The following is a 19,271-nucleotide window of genomic DNA, read 5'->3' on the forward strand; positions in this document are numbered from 1 at the left end:
CCATGGTCTCACTTGCCGCGCAACGCCCGGGTGCTGCACCTGACGTTGAGCTATAGTTGCTGCCCTCACGTACACGCTGCCTAAGAGTTCCTACTCCATGTTCAACAAAGGATTGTTGCTGGCCTGCGCGCTGGCTTTGCTCAGTGCCTGTGACTCTTCGACGCCGGACAAACCGGCGCCGGTCGAGAAACCCGTAGCTACAGCGCCCGTCGAAACCCAAGCGCCCAAGCGCGAAGACCCTGCTGTGCTCGCCAAGCGCTACGAGGGCCGCGAGCTTGCGGTGCTGGATGTTTCTGAAGTGCAGCTCGATGGCGCGGCAACGCTGTCGATCAGCTTCTCCGCACCGCTGGATGCCAAGCAGGACTTCGCCACCAAGGTGCACCTGGTCGACACCGTCAAGGGTAAGCTCGACGGCGCCTGGGAACTCTCCGACAACCAGATGGAGCTGCGCCTGCGCCACCTGGAGCCGCAGCGCAAGCTGGTGCTGACCGTCGACAAGGGCTTGCTCGCGGTCAACGGCAAGCAACTGGACAGCGAGTCGGTCACCCGCCTGGAAACCCGCGACATGCAGCCGACCATCGGCTTTGCCAGCCGCGGTTCGCTGCTGCCCACGCGCCTGGCCGAAGGCCTGCCGGTGATTGCCCTGAACGTCGACAAAGTCGATGTCGAGTTCTTCCGCGTCAAGCCGCAAATGCTCTCGACCTTCCTCGCCAGTTGGGGGCGCAACAGCAGCCTGTACTACTACCAGTCCAAGGAAACCCTGGACATGGCCGAGCTGGTCTATAGCGGCCGCTTCGACCTCAACCCCGCCCGTAACACCCGCGAAACGGTGCTGCTGCCCATCGCCGGCATCAAGCCGCTGCAGGACCCGGGCGTGTACCTGGCGGTGATGCGTGCCTCGGGCACCTATGACTACTCGCAGCCAGCGACCCTGTTCACCCTCAGCGACATCGGTGTGTCGGCGCACCGTTACCGCGACCGCCTCGACGTGTTCGCCCAGGCGCTGGAAGGCGGCAAGGCGCTGAACGGCGTCAACCTCGAAATCCATGACGAGAAGGGCAAGTTGCTGGCCCAGGCAAGCACTGACGGCAAAGGCCACGCTCAGCTGCCGATCACGCCCAAAGCCGATACCCTGATCGCCACCCAAGGTGTGCACACCACGCTGTTGCGCCTGAACACCGCCGCCCTGGACCTGGCCGAGTTCGACATCACTGGGCCCCAGGCCAACCCGCTGCAGTTTTTCATCTTCGGCCCGCGTGACCTGTACCGCCCAGGCGAAACAGTACTGCTCAACGGCCTGCTGCGTGACCAGGACGGCAAGCCTGTCAAAGCCCAGCCGGTGAGCGTGGAAGTGCGTCGCCCGGATGAGCAGGTAAGCCGCAAGTTTGTCTGGGAAGCCGACAGCAATGGCTTGTACCAATACCAGTTGCAACTGGCCACCGAGGCACCCACTGGGCGTTGGCAACTGCTGCTGGACCTGGGGGGCGGGCGCAAGCAGGTGTATGAGTTTCTTGTCGAAGACTTCCTGCCCGAGCGCCTGGCGCTGGAACTGAAGGGCAGCAGCACGCCGCTGTCGCCCGAGGAGGATGCGCGCATCCAGGTCAATGGCCGTTACCTCTATGGCGCCCCGGCTGCCGGTAATCGCCTGAGTGGTCAGGCCTATGTGCGCCCCCTTCGCGAGGCGGTGCCGGCGCTGCCTGGCTACCAGTTTGGCTCGGTCACCGAAACCGAGCTGAACCAGGACCTTGAGCTGGACGAAGTGACGCTCGATCAGGCCGGCAAGGCGGTGATCGACATCGAAAGCCGCTGGGCCGAAGCCCGCTCGCCGCTGCAACTGACCGTGCAGGCCAGCCTGCAGGAGTCGGGTGGCCGGCCAATCACCCGGCGTCTGGAGCAACCTGTCTGGCCAGCCGAGCGCCTGCCGGGCCTGCGTGGCCTGTTCGATGGCGAGGAAACCAATAGCGACGGGCCGGTGGAATTCGAGTTCCTGGTGGCCGACCGCGATGGCAACAAACTGGCGGCCAACGACCTCAAGGTGCGGCTGATCCGCGAGCGCCGCGACTACTACTGGAACTACTCGCAGAGCGACGGCTGGAGCTACGCCTACAACGAGAAGTTCCTGACCCAGGACGAAGAGACAGTCAGCGTCAAGGCGGGCTCCACGGCCAAGCTGAGTTTTCAGGTTGAATGGGGGCCGTACCGCGTCGAAGTGGAAGACCCGCAGACCGGCCTTGTGTCCAGCGAGCGGTTCTGGGCCGGCTATCGCGCCCAGGACAACGCTGAAGGCGGCGCCGTGCGCCCGGATCAGGTCAAGCTGGCCCTGGATAAGCCGTCATACGCCGACGGTGCCACGGCCAAGGTCACCGTCACCCCACCCGCCGCTGGCAGCGGCTACCTGATGATCGAGTCCAGCGATGGCCCGTTGTGGTGGCAGGAAATCGAAGTGCCCGCCGAGGGCAAGGCTTTCGATGTGCAACTGGACAAAGCCTGGGCACGCCACGACCTGTACATCAGCGCGCTGGTGATCCGCCCGGGTGAGCGCAAGGCCAACGCCACCCCCAAACGTTCAGTAGGCGTGCTGCACCTGCCACTGGACCGCGCCGAGCGCAAGCTGGCGGTGAGCCTGCAGGCACCGGAGAAAATGCGTCCGAAACAGCCGCTGACCGTGAAGGTCAAGGCCGCGAATGCTGATGGCAGCGTACCCAAGCAGGTGCATGTGCTGTTGTCGGCGGTGGATGTGGGCATCCTCAACATCACCGATTTCAAAACCCCCGACCCGTTTGCCAGCCTGTTCGGGCGCAAGGCGTACGGTGCCGACCAGCTGGACATCTATGGCCAGCTGATCGAAGCCGGGCAGGGCCGCCTTGCCAGCCTGGCGTTTGGTGGTGATGCGGCGATGGCCAAGGGCGGCAAGCGGCCTAACACCACGGTCACCATCGTCGCCCAGCAGAGCCTGCCGGTGACGCTGGACGACAAGGGTGAGGGCCAGGCCACGGTCGATATCCCTGACTTCAACGGCGAGCTGCGCTTGATGGCCCAGGCTTGGACCGAAGAGCACTTCGGCATGGCCGAAGGCAAGACCGTGGTCGCTGCGCCGCTGATTGCCGAGCTTTCGGCCCCTCGCTTCCTGGCCGGTGGCGACCGCACCAGCCTGGCACTGGACCTGGCCAACCTGTCGGGCCGTGCCCAGCAACTGAACGTTGAAATCACCACCGAAGGGCAACTGAGCCTGGCCACCAATGCCGTGCAGACCGTCGCCCTGGCCGAGGGGCAGCGTTCGACCCTGATGATTCCGGTGCAGGCCCAGGGTGGTCTGGGGCAGGGCAAGGTGCATGTGCGGGTCACTGGCCTGCAACTGCCGAACGAGCCGACCACCGCGTTCGAACGTGAGTGGACGCTGGGCGTGCGCCCGGCCTACCCGGCAATGCTCAAGCACTACCGCGTGGCCTTGAAGGATCAGCCATGGACACTGCCCGAAGCAGACCTGGCTGCGTTCGAACCCGCTGGCCTGGAGGCCAGCCTGGCCTTGTCGAGCCGGCCGCCGTTGAACCTGGCCGAGCAGATCCGTGCGCTGGAGGCGTACCCTTACGGTTGCCTGGAGCAAACCACCAGCGGCTTGTATCCGTCGCTGTACGCGGACGCCGACAGCCTCAAGCGCCTGGGTATCAAGGGCGAGCCGGCGGATGTGCGCAAGCGCAAGATTGAAATGGGTATCGAGCACCTGCTGGGCATGCAGCGCTACAACGGCAGCTTTGGCCTGTGGAGTTCGGACAGCGAAGAGGAGTACTGGCTGACCGCCTACGTTACCGACTTCCTCTTGCGTGCACGTGACCAGGGTTATGGCGTGCCGGCCGAAGCGCTGAAGAAAGCCAGCGAGCGCCTGTTGCGCTACCTGCAGGAGCGCAACCTGATCGAAGTCGACTACAGCGAAAACGCCGACCATACCCGCTTTGCCGTGCAGGCCTACGCGGCGCTGGTGCTGTCGCGCAGCCAGCAAGCGCCGTTGGGTGCGCTGCGTGGCCTGTTCGAGCGCCGTGCCGATGCCCGCTCGGGCTTGCCGCTGGTGCAACTGGCGGTGGCGCTGGACAAGATGGGCGACAAACCGCGCGCCGAGCAAGCTTTGCAGGCGGGCCTGGGCATCAGCCGTGGCAAAGGCTGGATGGCCGATTACGGCAGCGCCCTGCGTGACCAGGCGCTGATATTGGCATTGCTGCAGGAGAGCAACCTGGCCAGCAGCCAGGTCGACCAGCGCCTGTTCGCCTTGTCGGATGAACTGGCGGCCAACCGCTGGCTGTCGACCCAGGAGCGCAATGCACTGTTCCTGGCCGGCCGTGGCCTGCTGGGCAAGCCGGAAGGCAAGTGGCAGGCACGCCTGGACAGTGCGGGCGAGGTCCGCGCGCTCAACAACGCCGAGGCCGGCATGAAGCTGGAAGGCCCGTTGCTGGCCTCGCCACTGAGCGTACAGAACGAAGGCAGCGGGACGCTGTACCAGCAACTGACCTTGTCCGGTTACCCACGCCAGGCACCTGCGGCCGGCGGCAATGGTATGCAGATTCGTCGTGAGTACCTGGGCATGAACGGCCAGGCGCTGGACCTGCACAACCTGCGCAGTGGCGACCTGGTGTTGGTACACCTGGCGCTCAAGGCCGAAGACCGAGTGCCAGATGCACTGGTGGTCGACCTGCTGCCGGCCGGCCTGGAGCTGGAAAACCAGAACCTGGCGCAAAGCGCCGCGAGCCTGGACAATGCCAGCAGCGCTGTGAAGGAATGGCGCGAGTCGATGCAGAACGCCAGCGTGGTGCATCAGGAGTACCGTGATGACCGTTATGTTGCAGCGCTCAAGCTCGATCGCTACGGCACCACCCACCTGCTGTACCTGGCGCGGGCAGTAACCCCGGGCACTTACCGTGTGCCGCCGCCGCAGGTCGAGTCGATGTACCGGCCGAACCTGCAGGCCGTGGGGGATGGGCAGGGTGAAATGACCGTAAAAGCCCGCTAGAGACCCGCTCTACACGGACCATGTGGGAGCGGCCTTGCGTCGCGAAAGGGCCGCAAAGCGGCCCCGGCAATTCAAGCGGCGAAGCTGAAAGCCTGGGGCTGCTGTGCAGCCCTTTCGCGACGCAAGGCCGCTCCCACAAACACCGCGCAGATCAGCTGAGTCATTCAGTGAATCACCCAGCTCATCACCCACAGCCCCAGCACCAGCCAGATAATCCCGAGGATGATCGAGGCGCGCATGAACGCGCGGATTGCCGAGTACAGCAGCATCAGGCCGATGATCAGGGCCAGGATGCTGACCAGCGAGGTATCCATGCCCAGCGTGCGCGCCAGGCCGTCAATGAAATTGCCACCGGCATTGGCCAGCAGGTTGAACAGCCCGCTCAATGCGTCGACGATGACGCGGATCAACGACCCCAGTGCCTGGCCCAGCCACTCGAAAAAACCTTCTACATGCATAGTTGCTTCCTGATGAACGAATTGGCGAGGTTGCCGTTCCCAAGCCTTTGGCCATTACCTGGCCAGGTCGGTTCCCGATGCCAAGCTTAGCGCGTGCGGGCAGGCTGTTGCGCGCCACGCTGTTTGGCCTGTTGGTGTTGTGCGGCCTGTTGTGGCTGGCTGACCGCCTTTGGCCGCTGCCGTTGCCGGGCGACGATCTGGCCCGGGTAGTGCTGGCCGAAGACGGCACGCCCTTGTGGCGGTTTGCCGATGCCGAGGGGGTGTGGCGCTACCCGGTCAGCCCCGACCAGGTATCGCCGTTGTACCTGCAGGCCTTGCTGACTTACGAAGACCGCTGGTTCTACCGTCACCCTGGGGTCAACCCGTTGGCCTTGGCACGTGCGGCCTGGCTGAACCTGCGGGGTGGGCGTGTGGTGTCGGGCGGCAGTACGCTGTCGATGCAGGTGGCACGGCTGCTTGATCCGCATGACCGTACCCTGGCCGGCAAACTGCGCCAGCTGTGGCGTACGCTGCAACTGGAGTGGCACCTGTCCAAGCGCGAGATCCTGCAGATTTACCTGGACCGCGCGCCTTTCGGCGGCACCTTGCAGGGTGTGGCCGCAGCCAGCTGGGCGTACCTGGGCAAGTCACCCATGCACTTGACCCCGGCCGAGGCGGCGCTGCTGGCGGTGCTGCCCCAGGCACCCAGCCGGCTGCGCCCGGATCGCCACCCCGAGCGTGCCCAGCGTGCCCGGGACAAGGTGCTGCAGCGCCTGGCCGAATACCAGGTGTGGCCTGCGCAGCAAATCCGCGAGGCAGCCGAAGAGCCGCTGGTGCTGGCGCCACGCCAGGAGCCAGCCCTGGCACCCTTGCTCGCCCGGCGCCTGAACAGCGCCGACAGCCCGCCGCTGATCCGCACCACGCTCGATGCAGCGTTACAGCGGCGCCTGGAAGACTTGCTGCTGGGCTGGCGCGCGCGGCTGCCGGAGCGCACCTCTGCCGCCATCCTGGTGGTCGAGGCGCAGACCATGGCGGTGCGTGCCTACCTGGGTTCGATCGAGCTGGCCGACGAGCGCCGTTTCGGGCACGTCGACATGGTGCGCTCGCTACGCTCGCCCGGTTCCACGCTCAAACCGTTTCTTTACGGTATGGCGCTGGACGATGGCCTGATCCATTCCGAATCGTTGTTGCAGGATGTGCCACGCCGTTATGGTGACTATCGCCCCGGTAACTTCTCGATGGGCTTTAGCGGGCCCGTGTCGGCCAGCTCGGCGCTGGCCCTGTCCCTCAACCTGCCGGCAGTGCAATTGCTGGAGGCCTATGGCCCGAAACGCTTTGCCGCGCAGCTGCGCATGGCGGGCATGCCACTGGCATTGCCGCCCTTGGCCGAGCCTAACCTGTCGCTGATCCTGGGCGGTGCGGGCAGCCGCCTGGAGGATTTGGTGGGTGGCTACGCGGCGCTGGCGCGGGGTGGCAACAGTGCACGGGTGCGCTTGCAGCCACAGGAGCCACTGGTGGAACGCCGGCTGCTGTCCCCGGGGGCGGCGTGGATCATCCGGCGCATCCTCAGTGGCCAGGCGCGCCCCGACCGCGACCCGCATGCCGAGCTGGTACAGCGCCCGCAACTGGCCTGGAAGACGGGCACCAGCTATGGCTTTCGCGATGCCTGGTCGATTGGCGTGGGCCCGCGCTACCTGATCGGCGTGTGGATCGGCCGCCCCGATGGCACGCCGGTACCCGGCCAGTTCGGCCTGGCGTCGGCGGCGCCGCTGATGCTGCAGGTGCATGACCTGCTGAGCAACCGCGACAGCCAGCGCGGCATCAGCACACCGGTGGAGCGGGTGCCGGCGAATGTCGGTGTGGCGGCGATCTGCTGGCCGCTGGGCCAGCCGATGAGCAAACAGGACCCCAACTGCCGGCGTCAGCGTTTTGCCTGGACCCTGGACGGCACCACGCCCCCGACGCTGCAAGCCGCCGACCAGCCGCTTGGCCTGGGCTTGCGTGAAAGCGTGTGGGTCAACGAACAGGGGTTGCGCGTCGATGGCGGCTGCCCAGGCGCCAAGGCTCGCGACATCGCCTTGTGGCCGGCCCCGCTGGAACCTTGGTTGCCCCGCGTCGAGCGGCGCGCGGCGCGGCTGCCGGCCATCGACCCGACCTGCCCACCGCAGGTGCCGGCCAGCGCGCCGCCGCTGTCGATCGTCGGCGTGCGCCCGGGTGACAACCTGCGCCAACCGGCTACCAGCAGCGAGCCGTTGCAACTGCATGTGTCGGCCTTGGGCGGTGGCGGCCGACGCTGGTGGTTCCTCAATGGTCAGCCACTGGGCGAGACCCAGGGGCAGGACAGCCTGCTGGTGCGCTTGCCGCAGGCCGGGCAGGCCGAGCTCAGTGCGCTGGATGAAAGCGGCGAGACGGCGAGGGTAGCGTTCCAGGTCAGCGAGTAGGCGTTCGACGGCAGCCGGGCCAGCACCTACGCTTGCAAATGACGGGTGTGACCGGCTGGTGCCCCGCAACCCGTGGGAACGTGGAGCGCCCTATGCGTCCTCTGGCCGTGCCCTTGTTGTTGCTGCCTTGGGCGCTTGCGGCCCAAGCCGGGTCGTTGCCGGGTTTTCTCGACAGCCATGAGTACGAACGGCGCCTGCCCGACACTGATCTGCCGGTGGACACCTACTGGCCCGTCAGCCCCAACCTGCGATTGCCTGGGCCCAGTGCCGATAGCCTGGCCTGGGCGCCTGCGGATACGTGCGTGATGCTGCACAAGGTGCGTTTCGAAGGCGGTACGGTGTTCCCCCTGAGCGACTTGCGCGAGCACTACCAGCCGCTGATCGGGCACCTCATCACGCTTGGTGAGTTGCAGCAGTACACCGAGCGCCTGACCGAGCGCTATCGGCAGGAGGGATACCTGCTTTCCTACGCCTACCTGCCCCCTCAGGACTTGGCCGATGGCCGGGTCAATGTCGTGTTGGTCGAAGGTTACATTCGGGACTATCACGTGGCCGGCGATATCGGCCCGGCCAGTGACTATTTGCAGCAGCTGCTGGCGCGGCTGAAAGCCGAGCGCCCGCTGACCCAGGAAACGCTGGAGCGCTACCTGGGGCTCGCCGAACGCCTGCCAGGTGTCTCCATAGAGGCTGAGCTGGCCGTGGCGCAAACCGCTGACGGTGCAGCCCGCCTGAACGTGCAGGCGCGGCGCAAGGCGTTCAACGCCGCCGTTATCGTGACCGACTCCAGTCGCGACGATCCGCAGGCGCTGCTGACGGCAAGCAGCAATGCCCAGACCCGCTTGGCCGAACAGTTCAAGGCCAGCCTGTTGCTGCCGCCGGGGGATGACCAGGTCCATTACCAGCGGCTGGACTACAGCCAGTACCTTGACGCTGCCGGTAGCCAACTGCTGCTGTCGGCTTCGCGCTACCGCAGTGATCCGGGCACGCGTATTCGCCTGGACGATGGCCGTGACATTACCCGCAAGCGCGACAGTGAACGCTATGCGGTGGGCCTGCGCCAGCCAGTGATTGTCAGGGCGGATGAATGGATGGCTGTGCAGGGGCACTTGTATGCGGTCAGTGAGCACGTCGAAGACGCACTGGGTGGGCAGCCTTCGGTACGGGACTACGACACCGGTGTGCGCGCGGTTTCCTTTGAGGGTGACTGGCGCACAGTGGACGGCAGGCGCCTGCGTATTGTCAGTGCCGGGGTCTATCAGGGGCTGGATTACCTGGGCGCGCGCAGCGACGCCGGCTACGACATGGACTTTCTGCGGCTCAGGTTGTCGGGGCTGCAAAGTGACCCGCTGTCGCCGCGTTGGCAGGGCGTAGTGTCGGGGGCGTTGTACTGGAGTGACGACCGGCTGCCCGACAGCGAACGGGCTGGCTTTGGTGGGCAGCATTTCGGCCGTGGCTACCCGCGTGACCAGGCAGAGGGCGACAAGGGTTGGGGCGTATCTTACGAGCTGAACTACAGCCTGCGAGATCACGGGCTGGGGTTGGTTCAGCCCTATGCGGCAGTGGATATGGCGCAGGCCTGGCATAACCGGGGCGCGGTGGAGGATGCGCACTTGGCTTCGGCGGCACTTGGCGCACGGTTGGGGGATGGACGCTACTTCAACGTTGCGCTGGAGGTGGCGAAGCCTTTGGCGGATGTGGCGTTGGACAGCCTGGACCGCGGCCCCCGGCTGACCCTGAGTTTGGCTTTTCAAATGTAGGGGGGCGCTTTGCGCCCCTTTCGCGACACAAGACCGCTCCCACAGGTCCACCGCTATCCTGAGGGTTGCGCGGTGCCTGTGGGAGCGGCCTTGTGTCGCGATGGGCTGCAAAGCAGCCCCGGCAATCTCCAAGCAAACCCCTCAATGGGTAGTAAACCTCAGATGTACCGGCGACGAGCTGGGCGTCAGCGCCAATGCCAGCTGGGTACGGTTGTGCATGTGGGTCAGGCGCAAGACCTGCGACACATACAGCTTGACGGTGTTTTCGGTAATGCCCAGTTCGCAGGCGATCTGGTAATTGGTCTTGCCCTTGCTTACCAGGCGCGCCACCTCCAGCTGGCGTGGTGACAGTTTCTCGAACGCTGCTGGCAGCTCAGTTTCGCTTTCTTCAGCATCAGTGGCACGCCGGTGCGTCCCTTGACCACGGGCTTTTTCCAGGTCCTGATACAGCTCGTCTACCGACTCGGCCAGCTCCTGCAAACGCTGGTTCAATCCCCCAAGGTCACGGAGGTTGCGCTGGCGCTCCAGCAAGGCCTCTTCCTGCCGGCGTACGCCTTCCAGCAGTTCATCAAGGTCCATCGGTTTCTGGTAGTAGTCGGCAAAGCCTTCGCGTAGCGCCCGGATCACGTCCTGTTTATCGGCACGACCCGTCAACATGATGGCCTCGAACATGCGCTGGCTGCCGTTGAGCTCCTTCAAGGCGCGCACCAGCTCGATGCCATCGCGATCCGGCATGTGCAGGTCACAGATGAGCAGGCCTATAGCCGGGTCTGACACATAGTGCTCGATGGCTTCGTCGGTTGAGTGGGCTGCTACGCAGACATAGCCCTTGGTTTCGAGGAATTCACTCAGCTGTTCGACAATGACCGGTTGGTCATCAACCACCAATACCTTCACTTCACTCACTGGTCTGGACACAATCAACTCCCTGTTCTTATACGGCCCTGCTCCCGTGCCAGACACGCTGGCAGTTTAAAAATAGTCGCACTTTGCGTTTATGTACAAGTTATGTACAAGGCATGGGACCACGGGAGGGATTATTGGATCCACACAGCCGTTAGAAGAAAACCTGCTAACACATAGGGTACAAATGCCTGTTTGTCGCCCATTTCTTCGGTCAGGGCCTGTAATCGCTTTTTCACCTTAGGGTTGAGCAGCGTCCACAGGCGCCGACGGGTGAGCAGCCAGACCAGCACGCTGACACCGGCACCGATGAAGGTACCGAGCACGTATTGCGGGCTGGTGGCCAGCGCCAGGGCGCCCATCAGCTTGACGTCGTCGGCACCGAACCGGCCGAGCATGTAGCCGGGCAAGGTCAGCAGCATGACGATGGCCAGCGCCCAGCCGGCATCGCTGGGCTCGGCACCGATCCAGCTGTGGCCGGTGGCGAACAGCCAGACCAGGGCGCCGGCAGCCACGCCCAGGGTCAGCAGGTTGGATATCTGGCGTTGACGCACATCCTGTTCGGAGCACAAGGCAAGCCACAGCAGGAGAACAATGCTTTGCATTGGCAGGTCGCCTTTCCCAAATGTTGAACACATCTACCCGGTCAGTCAGGTTTCCTTATGTGAAGATAGACAAGAACCTGCGCACGAGTGGTGTTGGAAAGGCAAAAAAGGCGGGGTCAAAATGGATTTTGTCGCTCATGACACCGTTCCGGTGGGTGCTACTGCCTTGTTCGACATTCAAAAGCTGGCGCGGTCTCAGTGGGAGCGGGCGCGCCCGCGAAAACGGGCGAAGCCCGTGCCATGCACCGCGGTGTCTGCTTCGCGGGCATGCCCGCTCCCACAGGCGTTGCGGTGCATGCTAAAGCCGCGTTTGAATGTTACTTCTTGCTACCCGGCGGGTAGTTGGCCAGCACCTTGCTCACAGTGTTTTGAATGGCGCTGTTGCGTTCTTCCGGGCTTGGCGGGTAGTTGTTCATGATTTGCTCGGCACTGCCCCGCCACACCAGCTTGCCGTCACGCCCGTCGAACATGTCGACCTGAATGGTGGCGACCTTGTAGTCGACACTGCGGGTTTCGTTGTACATCGGGCCGCCCCAGTAGCCGCCCCAGTAGCCCCCCCAGCCACCGCCGTAGTTGGTGGTGATCTGTTGCTGGCGCTGCTCCACGATCAGGTATGTGCGTACGGTCAGGTCAGGCCGTGCTCCCCCTTGTACCGGGCGCAGGCCGCGTTGGTCGAGCTGGCCAGCCACCGCCTGGCGGATGCGCTGTTCGGTGAGGTCGCTTTTTATGCGTGGGTCGTCCGGGCGGTACTGCAGGCCCGGCTCCTGCCATGCCCAGCTGCGGTAGGCGGCAAAATCGCGGCTGGCATCGAAGTCCTGCTGGACATTATTGCTGGAGCAGGCGGCAAGCAATAACGCGAATGACAGTAGAACGAGACGGCGCAACATGATGGTTCTCCGTTAGCGATTAACTGGGAGGATAGCCGCTGAGCGCCTTGTGCACAGAATCGCGCAAGGCGCTTTCGCGTTCACGGGGCGAGTCCTTGTCGCTGCTGCTTTCGGCACTGGCGCTCCACACCGGCTGGCCGCTGCGGGCGTCGTACAGGTCGATGCGCACCACCATCACCTCAACCTCATAGGTGCGCACGATGGGCACGCTGGCATAGCCGCCGTAGCCATGGCGATAGCCGCCATAGCCGACACCACCATAGGGGTAGGGGCCGTAGTAGGGGTCGTAGGTGTCGTAGTCACGCACCTGGCGCAAGCGTTTTTCCAGGCGCATGTTGGCGCTGACCAGCAAATCGCCGGAGGCCCCTCGGGCAGGGCGCAGGCCATGCTGGTCGAGTGCGCCACTGACGGCATCGGCCAGTTGCGCCGGGTCGGCATTGGCCGAGCCGCTGGGCAGCTGGCCGTCGCGCCAGCTCCAGCTGCGGTAGTGCCCGTAATCCCGGGCGGGCGCCGGGTAGGCGCTGGCGTCGAAGGTGGTCGCCGCCTGGGCGGGGGCGGGGGGCAACGGGCGGCTGCTGGCCACATAGGGGTTGCTGCCCTGGCAGGCAGCCAAGGCAAGCGGCAGCAGGGCCAGGCACAGCAGACGGTACGGCATGTATCCTCCCGGCGGGCGGGTCAACGGGGGCGGCAGACCCAGTGCAGGTAACGGCCAAGCCCGGCGAAGCCGGGGTGGCGGCGGTAAGCCAGTTCCATTTCCAGCAGGTCGAGCAGCTCGGCCTTGCCCTGGAAGTCTTTGGGCATGTAATCGTGGAACACCCGCACGCCGCTCTCACTTTCAACCTGCCACATAGAATCAAGTTGCGCCTTGAGCTCGCGTGGATCAAGGGGTTTTTGCGGGGTCAGGCTCTGCTTTTCACCTTCCAGCCGGTTGCTGCGCAATTTGCGGAAATGGCCCTTGAGCAGGTTGCGATAAACCAGCGCGTCGCGGTTGTAGAAGGCCAGTGACAGCCACCCCGAAGGGGCCGTGAGCTGGTGCAGCACGGGCAGGATGCTTTCGGGCTCTGCCAGCCATTCGAGCACAGCATGGCACAGCACCAGGTCGTAGGGCTCGGTCAGTTGGCCGAGCAGGTCTTGCCAAGGGGCCTGGATGAACGTGGCGCTTTGGCCGGCCTCGGCAAAGCGCGCCCGGGCGCTGTCGAGCATAGGGGCGGCGGGTTCGGCCAGGGTCAGGTGGTGGCCACGCTGGGCAAGCCACAAAGCCATGTGGCCCAGCCCTGCGCCGATATCGAGGATGCGCAGCGGGCGATCGGGCAGCGCCTCGGCCAGGTCGGCCTGCAGCACGGCCAGACGAATCGCGCCCTTGGCGCCGCCGTAGATCTTCTCGGCAAAGCGGGTGGCCAGCTCATCGAAGTGACGGTCATTCATCGGGCGAAGCGCCTCTCGCTGTCGGCCAGCTTGGCCCGCACCACCTGGTCCATGTCCAGGCCCAGCTCGCTGCACAGCAGCAACAGGTAGAGCACAACATCACCGACTTCCTGGCCGGCGTGGGCGAGTTTGTCGGCAGGCAGCTGGCGCGATTGGTCTTCGCTCAGCCACTGGAAGATTTCCACCAGCTCGGCCATTTCGACGCTGGCCGCCATGGCCAGGTTCTTTGGGCTGTGGAAGCCGCGCCAGTCATTCTCGTCGCGGATCTTGTGCAGGCGTTGGGTGAGTTCTTGCAGGTTCATCGGGGGTCTCCTAATGCTGCATAGCTTCGGCCCAGGCCCGATGCAAAGCAAGCGCAGACCGCTTCTACAGGGGAGCCCAGCGCCCGACCATATGCAGCACCCCGGCATGCCCATCCAGCCGCAACGCCCCCACAGGCCCTGCCTCACTGGCACTGAGCACCACCTCCGAAGGCAGCCTCACCGGTTTGCGAAAATCCACTTCAAAGGCATAGCCGCTGTGCGGCAGGTGCCCGCGCAGTGACGCCAGGGCCATGGCCTTGCTCCACATGCCATGGGCAATGGCCGTAGGAAAGCCGAACAGTCGCGCACTGGCGGCACTGAGGTGGATAGGGTTGTAGTCCCCGCACACCTTGGCATAACGCCGGCCTATGTCACTGTCGGCGTACCAGCGGGTGGCCTCGGGCAATGGCTCAGGTTCAACGTCGGCAGGCTCGCCTGCTTCGCCCTCCAGCTTCAAGCCGCGCACCAGCATGCGGCTGGTCTCGCGCCAGAGCAGGCCAATGCCGTCGTTTGCCTCGGTAACCAGGTCGAAGGTGCCGCCCTTGGCATGTGCCTGCAGGTTGTGTGCATACACGGCAAAGCGCAGCCCTTCGATACCACCAAGCGGGCGCAGCACCTCTATGCGGTTGTGCAGATGCACCAGGCCGAGCAGCGGGAAAGGGAAGCCTGGGGCGGTCATCAACTGCAGCTGGAGCGTGAATGCCATGATATGGGGATACGTGCCCGGCAAGCGGCCATCGTCGGTAAAGTGGCAAAGCCGTCGATAAGCTGCCAGGTTGCCCGGCTGAACCGGAATGAAACAGCGCAGGCCATCGTCCGGCAAGCGGTCACCGCTGATGCCGCGCTTGCTGGCTGCACGCAGGTACAGGCTGGCGCGGGTAGCCGGGCTTTGCAGGTCGTGCCAGCTTGTGCTCATGTTCACGCTCCCATCAAGGCTTGGCCGCATACGCGCAGCACTTGGCCGTTGACCGCCCCGGAGCCTGGCTGGCTAAGCCAGGCAATGGCCTCGGCGACGTCCTGCGCCCGCCCGCCCTGGCCCAGCGAGCTCAAGCGCCGCCCGGCCTCGCGCAGGCCCATGGGCATGGCCGCAGTCATGTGGGTTTCGATGAAACCGGGGGCGACCGCGTTGATGCTGCCGCCGTGCGCGGCTAGCAGTGGCGCCCAGGCTTGGGCCAGGCCGATCAGCCCGGCCTTGCTTGCGGCATAGTTGGCCTGCCCACGGTTGCCAGCGATGCCACTGACCGAGGCCAGCAGGGTGATGCGCGCGTTTTCCCCCAGTGCGCCGTTGTCGTACAGCGCCTTGGTCAGTATTTGCGGTGCCTTGAGGTTGACGGCCATGACCGCGTCCCAGTATTCCGGGGTCATGTTGGCCAAGGTCTTGTCGCGGGTGATGCCGGCGTTGTGCACCACGATGTCGATGCCGTCCGGCAGGGCCGCGAGCAGTTGCGTTGCCGCATCGCTGGCGCAGATGTCCAGTGGCAACGCCTTGCCACCGAGGCGTGCTGCGAGGGCGTCGAGGTCCTGGCTGGCCTGCGGCACATCGAGCAGCAGCACATCGGCGCCGTCCCGCGCCAGGGTTTCGGCAATGGCCGCGCCGATGCCGCGCGCTGCACCCGTGACCAGGGCGCGACGGCCACCCAGCGGGCGGGTCCAGTCGCCTACCTGGCGTGTGCAGGCTTCCAGGCGCAGTACCTGGCCTGAAACAAAGGCACTCTTGGGCGAGAGGAAGAAGCGCAAGGCGCCTTCCAGCTGGTCTTCGGCACCGGGCCCGACATACAGCAGCTGGGCGGTCGCACCGTTGAGCAGTTCCTTGGCCAGCGAGCGGCTGAAGCCTTCGAGGGCCCGTTGGGCCACGCTGGCCAACGGGTTGGCGAGGCTTTCCGGAGCGCGCCCCAGCACCACGATATGGGCGGATGGGGCCAGGCTGCGTAGCAGTGGCTGGAAAAACTCGCGCAACTGCTTCAGCGCATCGCTGTCGGACAGATGACTGGCATCGAACACCACGGCTTTGATTTTCGGCCCCAGGCCGGCTACCCAGGGTTCGGCCTGCAGGTGCTCGGCGTTAAAGCTGTAAAGCGCGTCGGTCAGGCGCGGGGCAATGGCTTCGACCTGGCCTGCCAACGGCCCGCCACCCAGTACCAGGGCCCCTTCAACCGGGCGCAGGCGGCCGGCCTGCCAGCGCTCCAGCGGCGCCGGGCGTGGCAGGCCAAGGGCATCCACGAGGCGGCGGCCGAGGTTGGAGTTGGCAAAACCGAGGTAGCGATCGCTCATGACTGGGTCTCCGCAAAGGCAAGCATGAAAGTGTGGACCAACTTTGTGGCAAGGTCGTTCGAATGCGGTAAAAACACCTAGGCTGTACGGATCAAATTGTTACAGGAGGAACATGTACATGCGTTCACCTCGCCGGGTCGCGATCCTGGGCGGCAATCGAATTCCCTTTGCCCGCTCCAATGGCATCTATGCCACCGCCAGCAACCAGGCAATGCTCACCGTCGCCCTCGAAGGGCTGATCGAGCGTTATCGCCTGCATGGGCTGCGGCTGGGCGAGGTGGTGGCTGGCGCGGTGCTCAAGCATTCCCGTGACATGAACCTGACCCGGGAATGTGTGCTGGGTTCGCGCCTGTCGCCGCAGACCCCGGCCTATGACATCCAGCAAGCCTGCGGCACCGGGCTTGAGGCTGCGCTGCTAGTGGCCAACAAGATTGCCCTGGGGCAGATCGACTGCGGTATTGCCGGCGGCGTAGACAGCACCTCTGATGCACCGATTGCCGTCAACGAAGGCCTGCGCCACATCCTGCTGCAGGCCAATCGTGGCAAAAGCCTGGGCGGGCGACTCAAGCCTTTCCTCAAGCTGCGGCCTCACCATTTGAAACCCGAGTTACCACGCAATGGCGAACCGCGCACAGGGTTATCCATGGGCGAGCATTGCGAGCGCATGGCGCAGGCCTGGCGCATTGGCCGTGCAGAGCAGGACGAGCTTGCATTGCTCAGCCACCAGAAGCTGGCCGCCGCATATGCCGAGGGTTGGCAGGATGACTTGCTGACGCCGTTTCTGTCGCTGACACGGGACAACAACTTGCGTCCCGACTTGACCCTTGAACAGTTGGCCAGGCTCAAGCCCGCCTTCGATCGCAGTGGCCAAGGCACGCTGACGGCGGGTAATTCCACGCCGCTGACCGACGGCGCCTCGGTGGTGTTGCTGGGCACGGAGCAATGGGCTGCGCAGCAAGGGCTTGAGGTGTTGGCTTACCTGGTCGATGGTGAAACTGCGGCAGTGGATTTCGTCACGGGTCGAGAAGGGCTGTTGATGGCGCCGGTGTATGCCGTGCCACGCTTGCTGGCGCGTAATGGCCTGACCCTGCAGGACTTCGATTACTACGAGATCCATGAAGCCTTTGCCGCCCAGGTGCTGTGCACGCTCAAGGCCTGGGAGGATGCCGACTACTGCCGCGAGCGGTTGGGGCTGGATGCGCCGCTTGGGGCGATTGACCGCAGCAAGCTCAACGTCAAGGGCAGCTCGCTGGCGGCTGGGCACCCGTTCGCCGCGACCGGTGGGCGGATATTGGCCAACCTGGCCAAGGTGCTGGCGACGGCGGGGAAGGGGCGCGGGCTGATTTCGATTTGTGCGGCAGGTGGGCAGGGGGTGACTGTTATCGTAGAGCGGTGAGTACCAGAGAAATTGCATTGACCGCTTCGCGGGCAAGCCCGCGAAGAAGGCAGCGCAGGTGCCACAGTCATATCCCCGAGCTGTTAGGCTTGTCTGCTCAGAACGATAAGAAACCGCCATGCCGATCATCGGACGCCCCCGCGCTCTCCCGGCGCTGGACCACTTGCCCAGGCCTCTTTACGCCCGTGCCGAAAGCCTCGGCGCCGGCTCCTGGACCACCCGCCACCAGCACGACTGGGTACAGTTTTCCTACGCCATCAGCGGCGTACTCGGTGTGTACACGCGCGACGGCAGCTACTTTGCGCCGCCCCAGTGGGGGGTGTGGATCCCTGCCGATGCCGAGCACGAGGTGGTCACCTCGATGCAGGCGGAGATGCGCAGCCTGTATGTGCGCCGCGATGCCTGCCCATGGGCACCGGAGCAATGCCGGGTGCTGGAGGTGACGCCACTGGCGCGCGAGCTGATCAAGCAGTTCTGCCTGTTCCCGGCTGACTACCCGGAGGGCGATAGCGCCGAGGCGCGTCTGGTGGCAGTGCTGCTGGACCAGCTGCGTACCTTGCCGGAAGTCGGGTTTTCGCTGCCGTTGCCACGCCACCCGGGCTTGCTGGCGCTGTGCAATGGCTTGATCGCCGCACCGGACCAATCGCAGACCTTGCAGCAATGGGCGCGGGAGCTGGCGTGTTCGGAGAAGACGCTGATGCGGCTTTTCCAGCGGGAGACGGGGTTGAGCTTTCGCAACTGGCGGCAGCGCATGCGGCTGTTGTCGTCGCTGGCGTTGCTGGAGGCGGGGGAGAATGTGACCGAGGCGGCGTTGGGGTGTGGGTATGACTCCACCTCGGCTTACATTGCGGCGTTCAAGCAGCTGTTTGGGGCTACCCCTGGCGAGTTGAAACTCTAGGCATGGTCTGCCTGTACCGGCCCTCTCGCCGGCAAGCCAGCTGCCACTGGGATTGCAAAGCCCCTGAGGGCAGCGGGGTCCAGTGGGCGCTGGCTTGCCGGCGACAGGGCCGGTACAGGCAATGCATCAATCAGGTGCGGAACCTGCGCACCAGCGAGTCCAGTTCATTGGACAGCCCAGCCAGGCTCTCGGAGTCCTGTCGCGCCGCCTGGGCCAGTTCGGCCACAAGTTGCGCATCCCCGTGGATCTGGCTGATGTGCCGGTTGATGTCTTCGGCCACCTGGTGTTGTTCCTCGGCCGCCGTGGCGATCTGCGTGTTCATGTCACGAATCACATCCACCGACTCACGGATTTGCCCGAAGCTGTCGCGGGCCAGGCCGATACGGCTCACCGACTGCTGCGACACTTCCAGGCTGGCATGCATCTGCTCGGCCACTTCGGCCGTGCGGCTGGCCAGGTTGCCCAACAGGCCGTCGATTTCGGCAGTGGAGTCGGCAGTGCGCTTGGCCAGGGCCCGCACTTCGTCGGCCACCACGGCAAAGCCACGGCCCTGTTCACCGGCACGGGCGGCTTCGATGGCAGCATTGAGGGCCAGCAGGTTGGTCTGTTCGGCAATCGAGCGGATGGTACCGAGGATCGACTGGATGGCGTTGCTGTCACGCTCCAGTTGCTGGATCGACTGCGCAGATTGTTCGATTTCCTGGCTCAGGCGGTCGACGCTTTGCACCGCGGCATCGATCTGCTGCTGGCCTTCGCGGGCTTGCTGCTGACCGCTGTCGGCCGACTGCGCCGCCTGGCTGCAGGAGCGCGCCACTTCGTTGGCGGTGGCGACCATTTCGTGAAAGGCGGTTGACACCATGTCCACGGCTTCGCGCTGGCGGCCTGCGGCTTCGGCCATGTCGCTGGAAACACGGGTGGAGCTGCTGGAGGTGCTGAGGATCTTGCCGGCA

The 19,271-nt window shown here is 64.9% G+C and carries 15 protein-coding genes; 5 read left to right on the forward strand and 10 right to left on the reverse strand.

Annotated elements, in window-relative coordinates; translation table 11 throughout:
- Positions 1-97 precede the first annotated feature (97 nt).
- Positions 98-4,999, forward strand: coding sequence for an alpha-2-macroglobulin family protein (locus LU684_RS19110; RefSeq protein WP_232894912.1), 4,902 nt, complete (start codon positions 98-100; stop codon positions 4,997-4,999).
- Positions 5,000-5,163: 164 nt separating this feature from the next.
- Here LU684_RS19110 and LU684_RS19115 read toward each other — a convergent pair whose 3' ends face one another.
- The gene (locus LU684_RS19115) at positions 5,164-5,457 is read right to left on the reverse strand and encodes a hypothetical protein (RefSeq protein ID WP_016484746.1); all 294 of its coding nucleotides are present in this window, start codon (positions 5,455-5,457) and stop codon (positions 5,164-5,166) included.
- 77 nt (positions 5,458-5,534) lie between these two features.
- On the opposite strand from LU684_RS19115, the gene pbpC reads away from it, so the two are divergent.
- Complete coding sequence (gene pbpC / locus LU684_RS19120) at positions 5,535-7,877, forward strand: peptidoglycan glycosyltransferase PbpC (RefSeq protein WP_060519225.1); 2,343 nt, start codon at positions 5,535-5,537, stop codon at positions 7,875-7,877.
- Positions 7,878-7,969: 92 nt separating this feature from the next.
- Positions 7,970-9,634, forward strand: coding sequence for a ShlB/FhaC/HecB family hemolysin secretion/activation protein (locus LU684_RS19125; RefSeq protein ID WP_232894913.1), 1,665 nt, complete (start codon positions 7,970-7,972; stop codon positions 9,632-9,634).
- Between the two features lie 141 nt (positions 9,635-9,775).
- Here the strand turns inward: LU684_RS19125 and LU684_RS19130 are convergent, their stop codons facing one another.
- The 8 genes from LU684_RS19130 to LU684_RS19165 all read right to left on the reverse strand — a co-directional run bounded on the left by LU684_RS19130 (position 9,776) and on the right by LU684_RS19165 (position 16,027).
- On the reverse strand, positions 9,776-10,552 hold the full coding sequence (locus LU684_RS19130) for a response regulator transcription factor (protein WP_024717599.1): 777 nt from the start codon (positions 10,550-10,552) through the stop codon (positions 9,776-9,778).
- A gap of 119 nt (positions 10,553-10,671) precedes the next feature.
- On the reverse strand, positions 10,672-11,142 hold the full coding sequence (locus tag LU684_RS19135) for an A24 family peptidase (protein ID WP_016484750.1): 471 nt from the start codon (positions 11,140-11,142) through the stop codon (positions 10,672-10,674).
- A gap of 317 nt (positions 11,143-11,459) precedes the next feature.
- Complete coding sequence (locus tag LU684_RS19140; RefSeq protein ID WP_016484751.1) at positions 11,460-12,029, reverse strand: DUF4136 domain-containing protein; 570 nt, start codon at positions 12,027-12,029, stop codon at positions 11,460-11,462.
- 19 nt (positions 12,030-12,048) lie between these two features.
- Complete coding sequence (locus LU684_RS19145; protein WP_016484752.1) at positions 12,049-12,684, reverse strand: DUF4136 domain-containing protein; 636 nt, start codon at positions 12,682-12,684, stop codon at positions 12,049-12,051.
- 20 nt (positions 12,685-12,704) lie between these two features.
- Positions 12,705-13,454: a methyltransferase gene (locus LU684_RS19150; RefSeq protein ID WP_016484753.1), complete on the reverse strand. Its 750-nt coding sequence runs from the start codon at positions 13,452-13,454 to the stop codon at positions 12,705-12,707.
- Positions 13,451-13,756 (reverse strand): MazG-like family protein, encoded by a 306-nt coding sequence (locus tag LU684_RS19155; protein ID WP_016484754.1) that lies wholly within the window; start codon positions 13,754-13,756, stop codon positions 13,451-13,453. The genes LU684_RS19150 and LU684_RS19155 overlap by 4 nt, the downstream gene beginning before the upstream one ends.
- A gap of 64 nt (positions 13,757-13,820) precedes the next feature.
- Positions 13,821-14,672 carry a MaoC family dehydratase gene (locus LU684_RS19160; protein WP_060519222.1) on the reverse strand — a complete coding sequence of 284 codons (852 nt, stop codon included), beginning with the start codon at positions 14,670-14,672 and terminating at the stop codon, positions 13,821-13,823.
- 2 nt (positions 14,673-14,674) lie between these two features.
- Positions 14,675-16,027 (reverse strand): 3-oxoacyl-ACP reductase, encoded by a 1,353-nt coding sequence (locus LU684_RS19165; RefSeq protein ID WP_060519221.1) that lies wholly within the window; start codon positions 16,025-16,027, stop codon positions 14,675-14,677.
- A 118-nt stretch (positions 16,028-16,145) separates the two neighbouring features.
- Here LU684_RS19165 and LU684_RS19170 point away from each other — a divergent pair, with 118 nt between their 5' ends.
- Together LU684_RS19170 and LU684_RS19175 are read left to right on the forward strand one after the other, a co-directional pair.
- Positions 16,146-17,423, forward strand: a complete 1,278-nt coding sequence (locus LU684_RS19170; protein ID WP_232894914.1) for an acetyl-CoA C-acetyltransferase — start codon at positions 16,146-16,148, stop codon at positions 17,421-17,423.
- A 118-nt stretch (positions 17,424-17,541) separates the two neighbouring features.
- A complete protein-coding gene (locus LU684_RS19175) occupies positions 17,542-18,321 on the forward strand; it encodes an AraC family transcriptional regulator (RefSeq protein WP_016484758.1) in 780 nt (259 codons plus the stop codon).
- A 130-nt stretch (positions 18,322-18,451) separates the two neighbouring features.
- Here the strand turns inward: LU684_RS19175 and LU684_RS30770 are convergent, their stop codons facing one another.
- Positions 18,452-19,219, reverse strand: a complete 768-nt coding sequence (locus LU684_RS30770) for a methyl-accepting chemotaxis protein (RefSeq protein ID WP_371855233.1) — start codon at positions 19,217-19,219, stop codon at positions 18,452-18,454.
- Positions 19,220-19,271 lie beyond the last annotated feature (52 nt).

This window comes from Pseudomonas sp. NMI542_15 (assembly GCF_021283425.1).
GTDB lineage: Bacteria > Pseudomonadota > Gammaproteobacteria > Pseudomonadales > Pseudomonadaceae > Aquipseudomonas > Aquipseudomonas fortuita.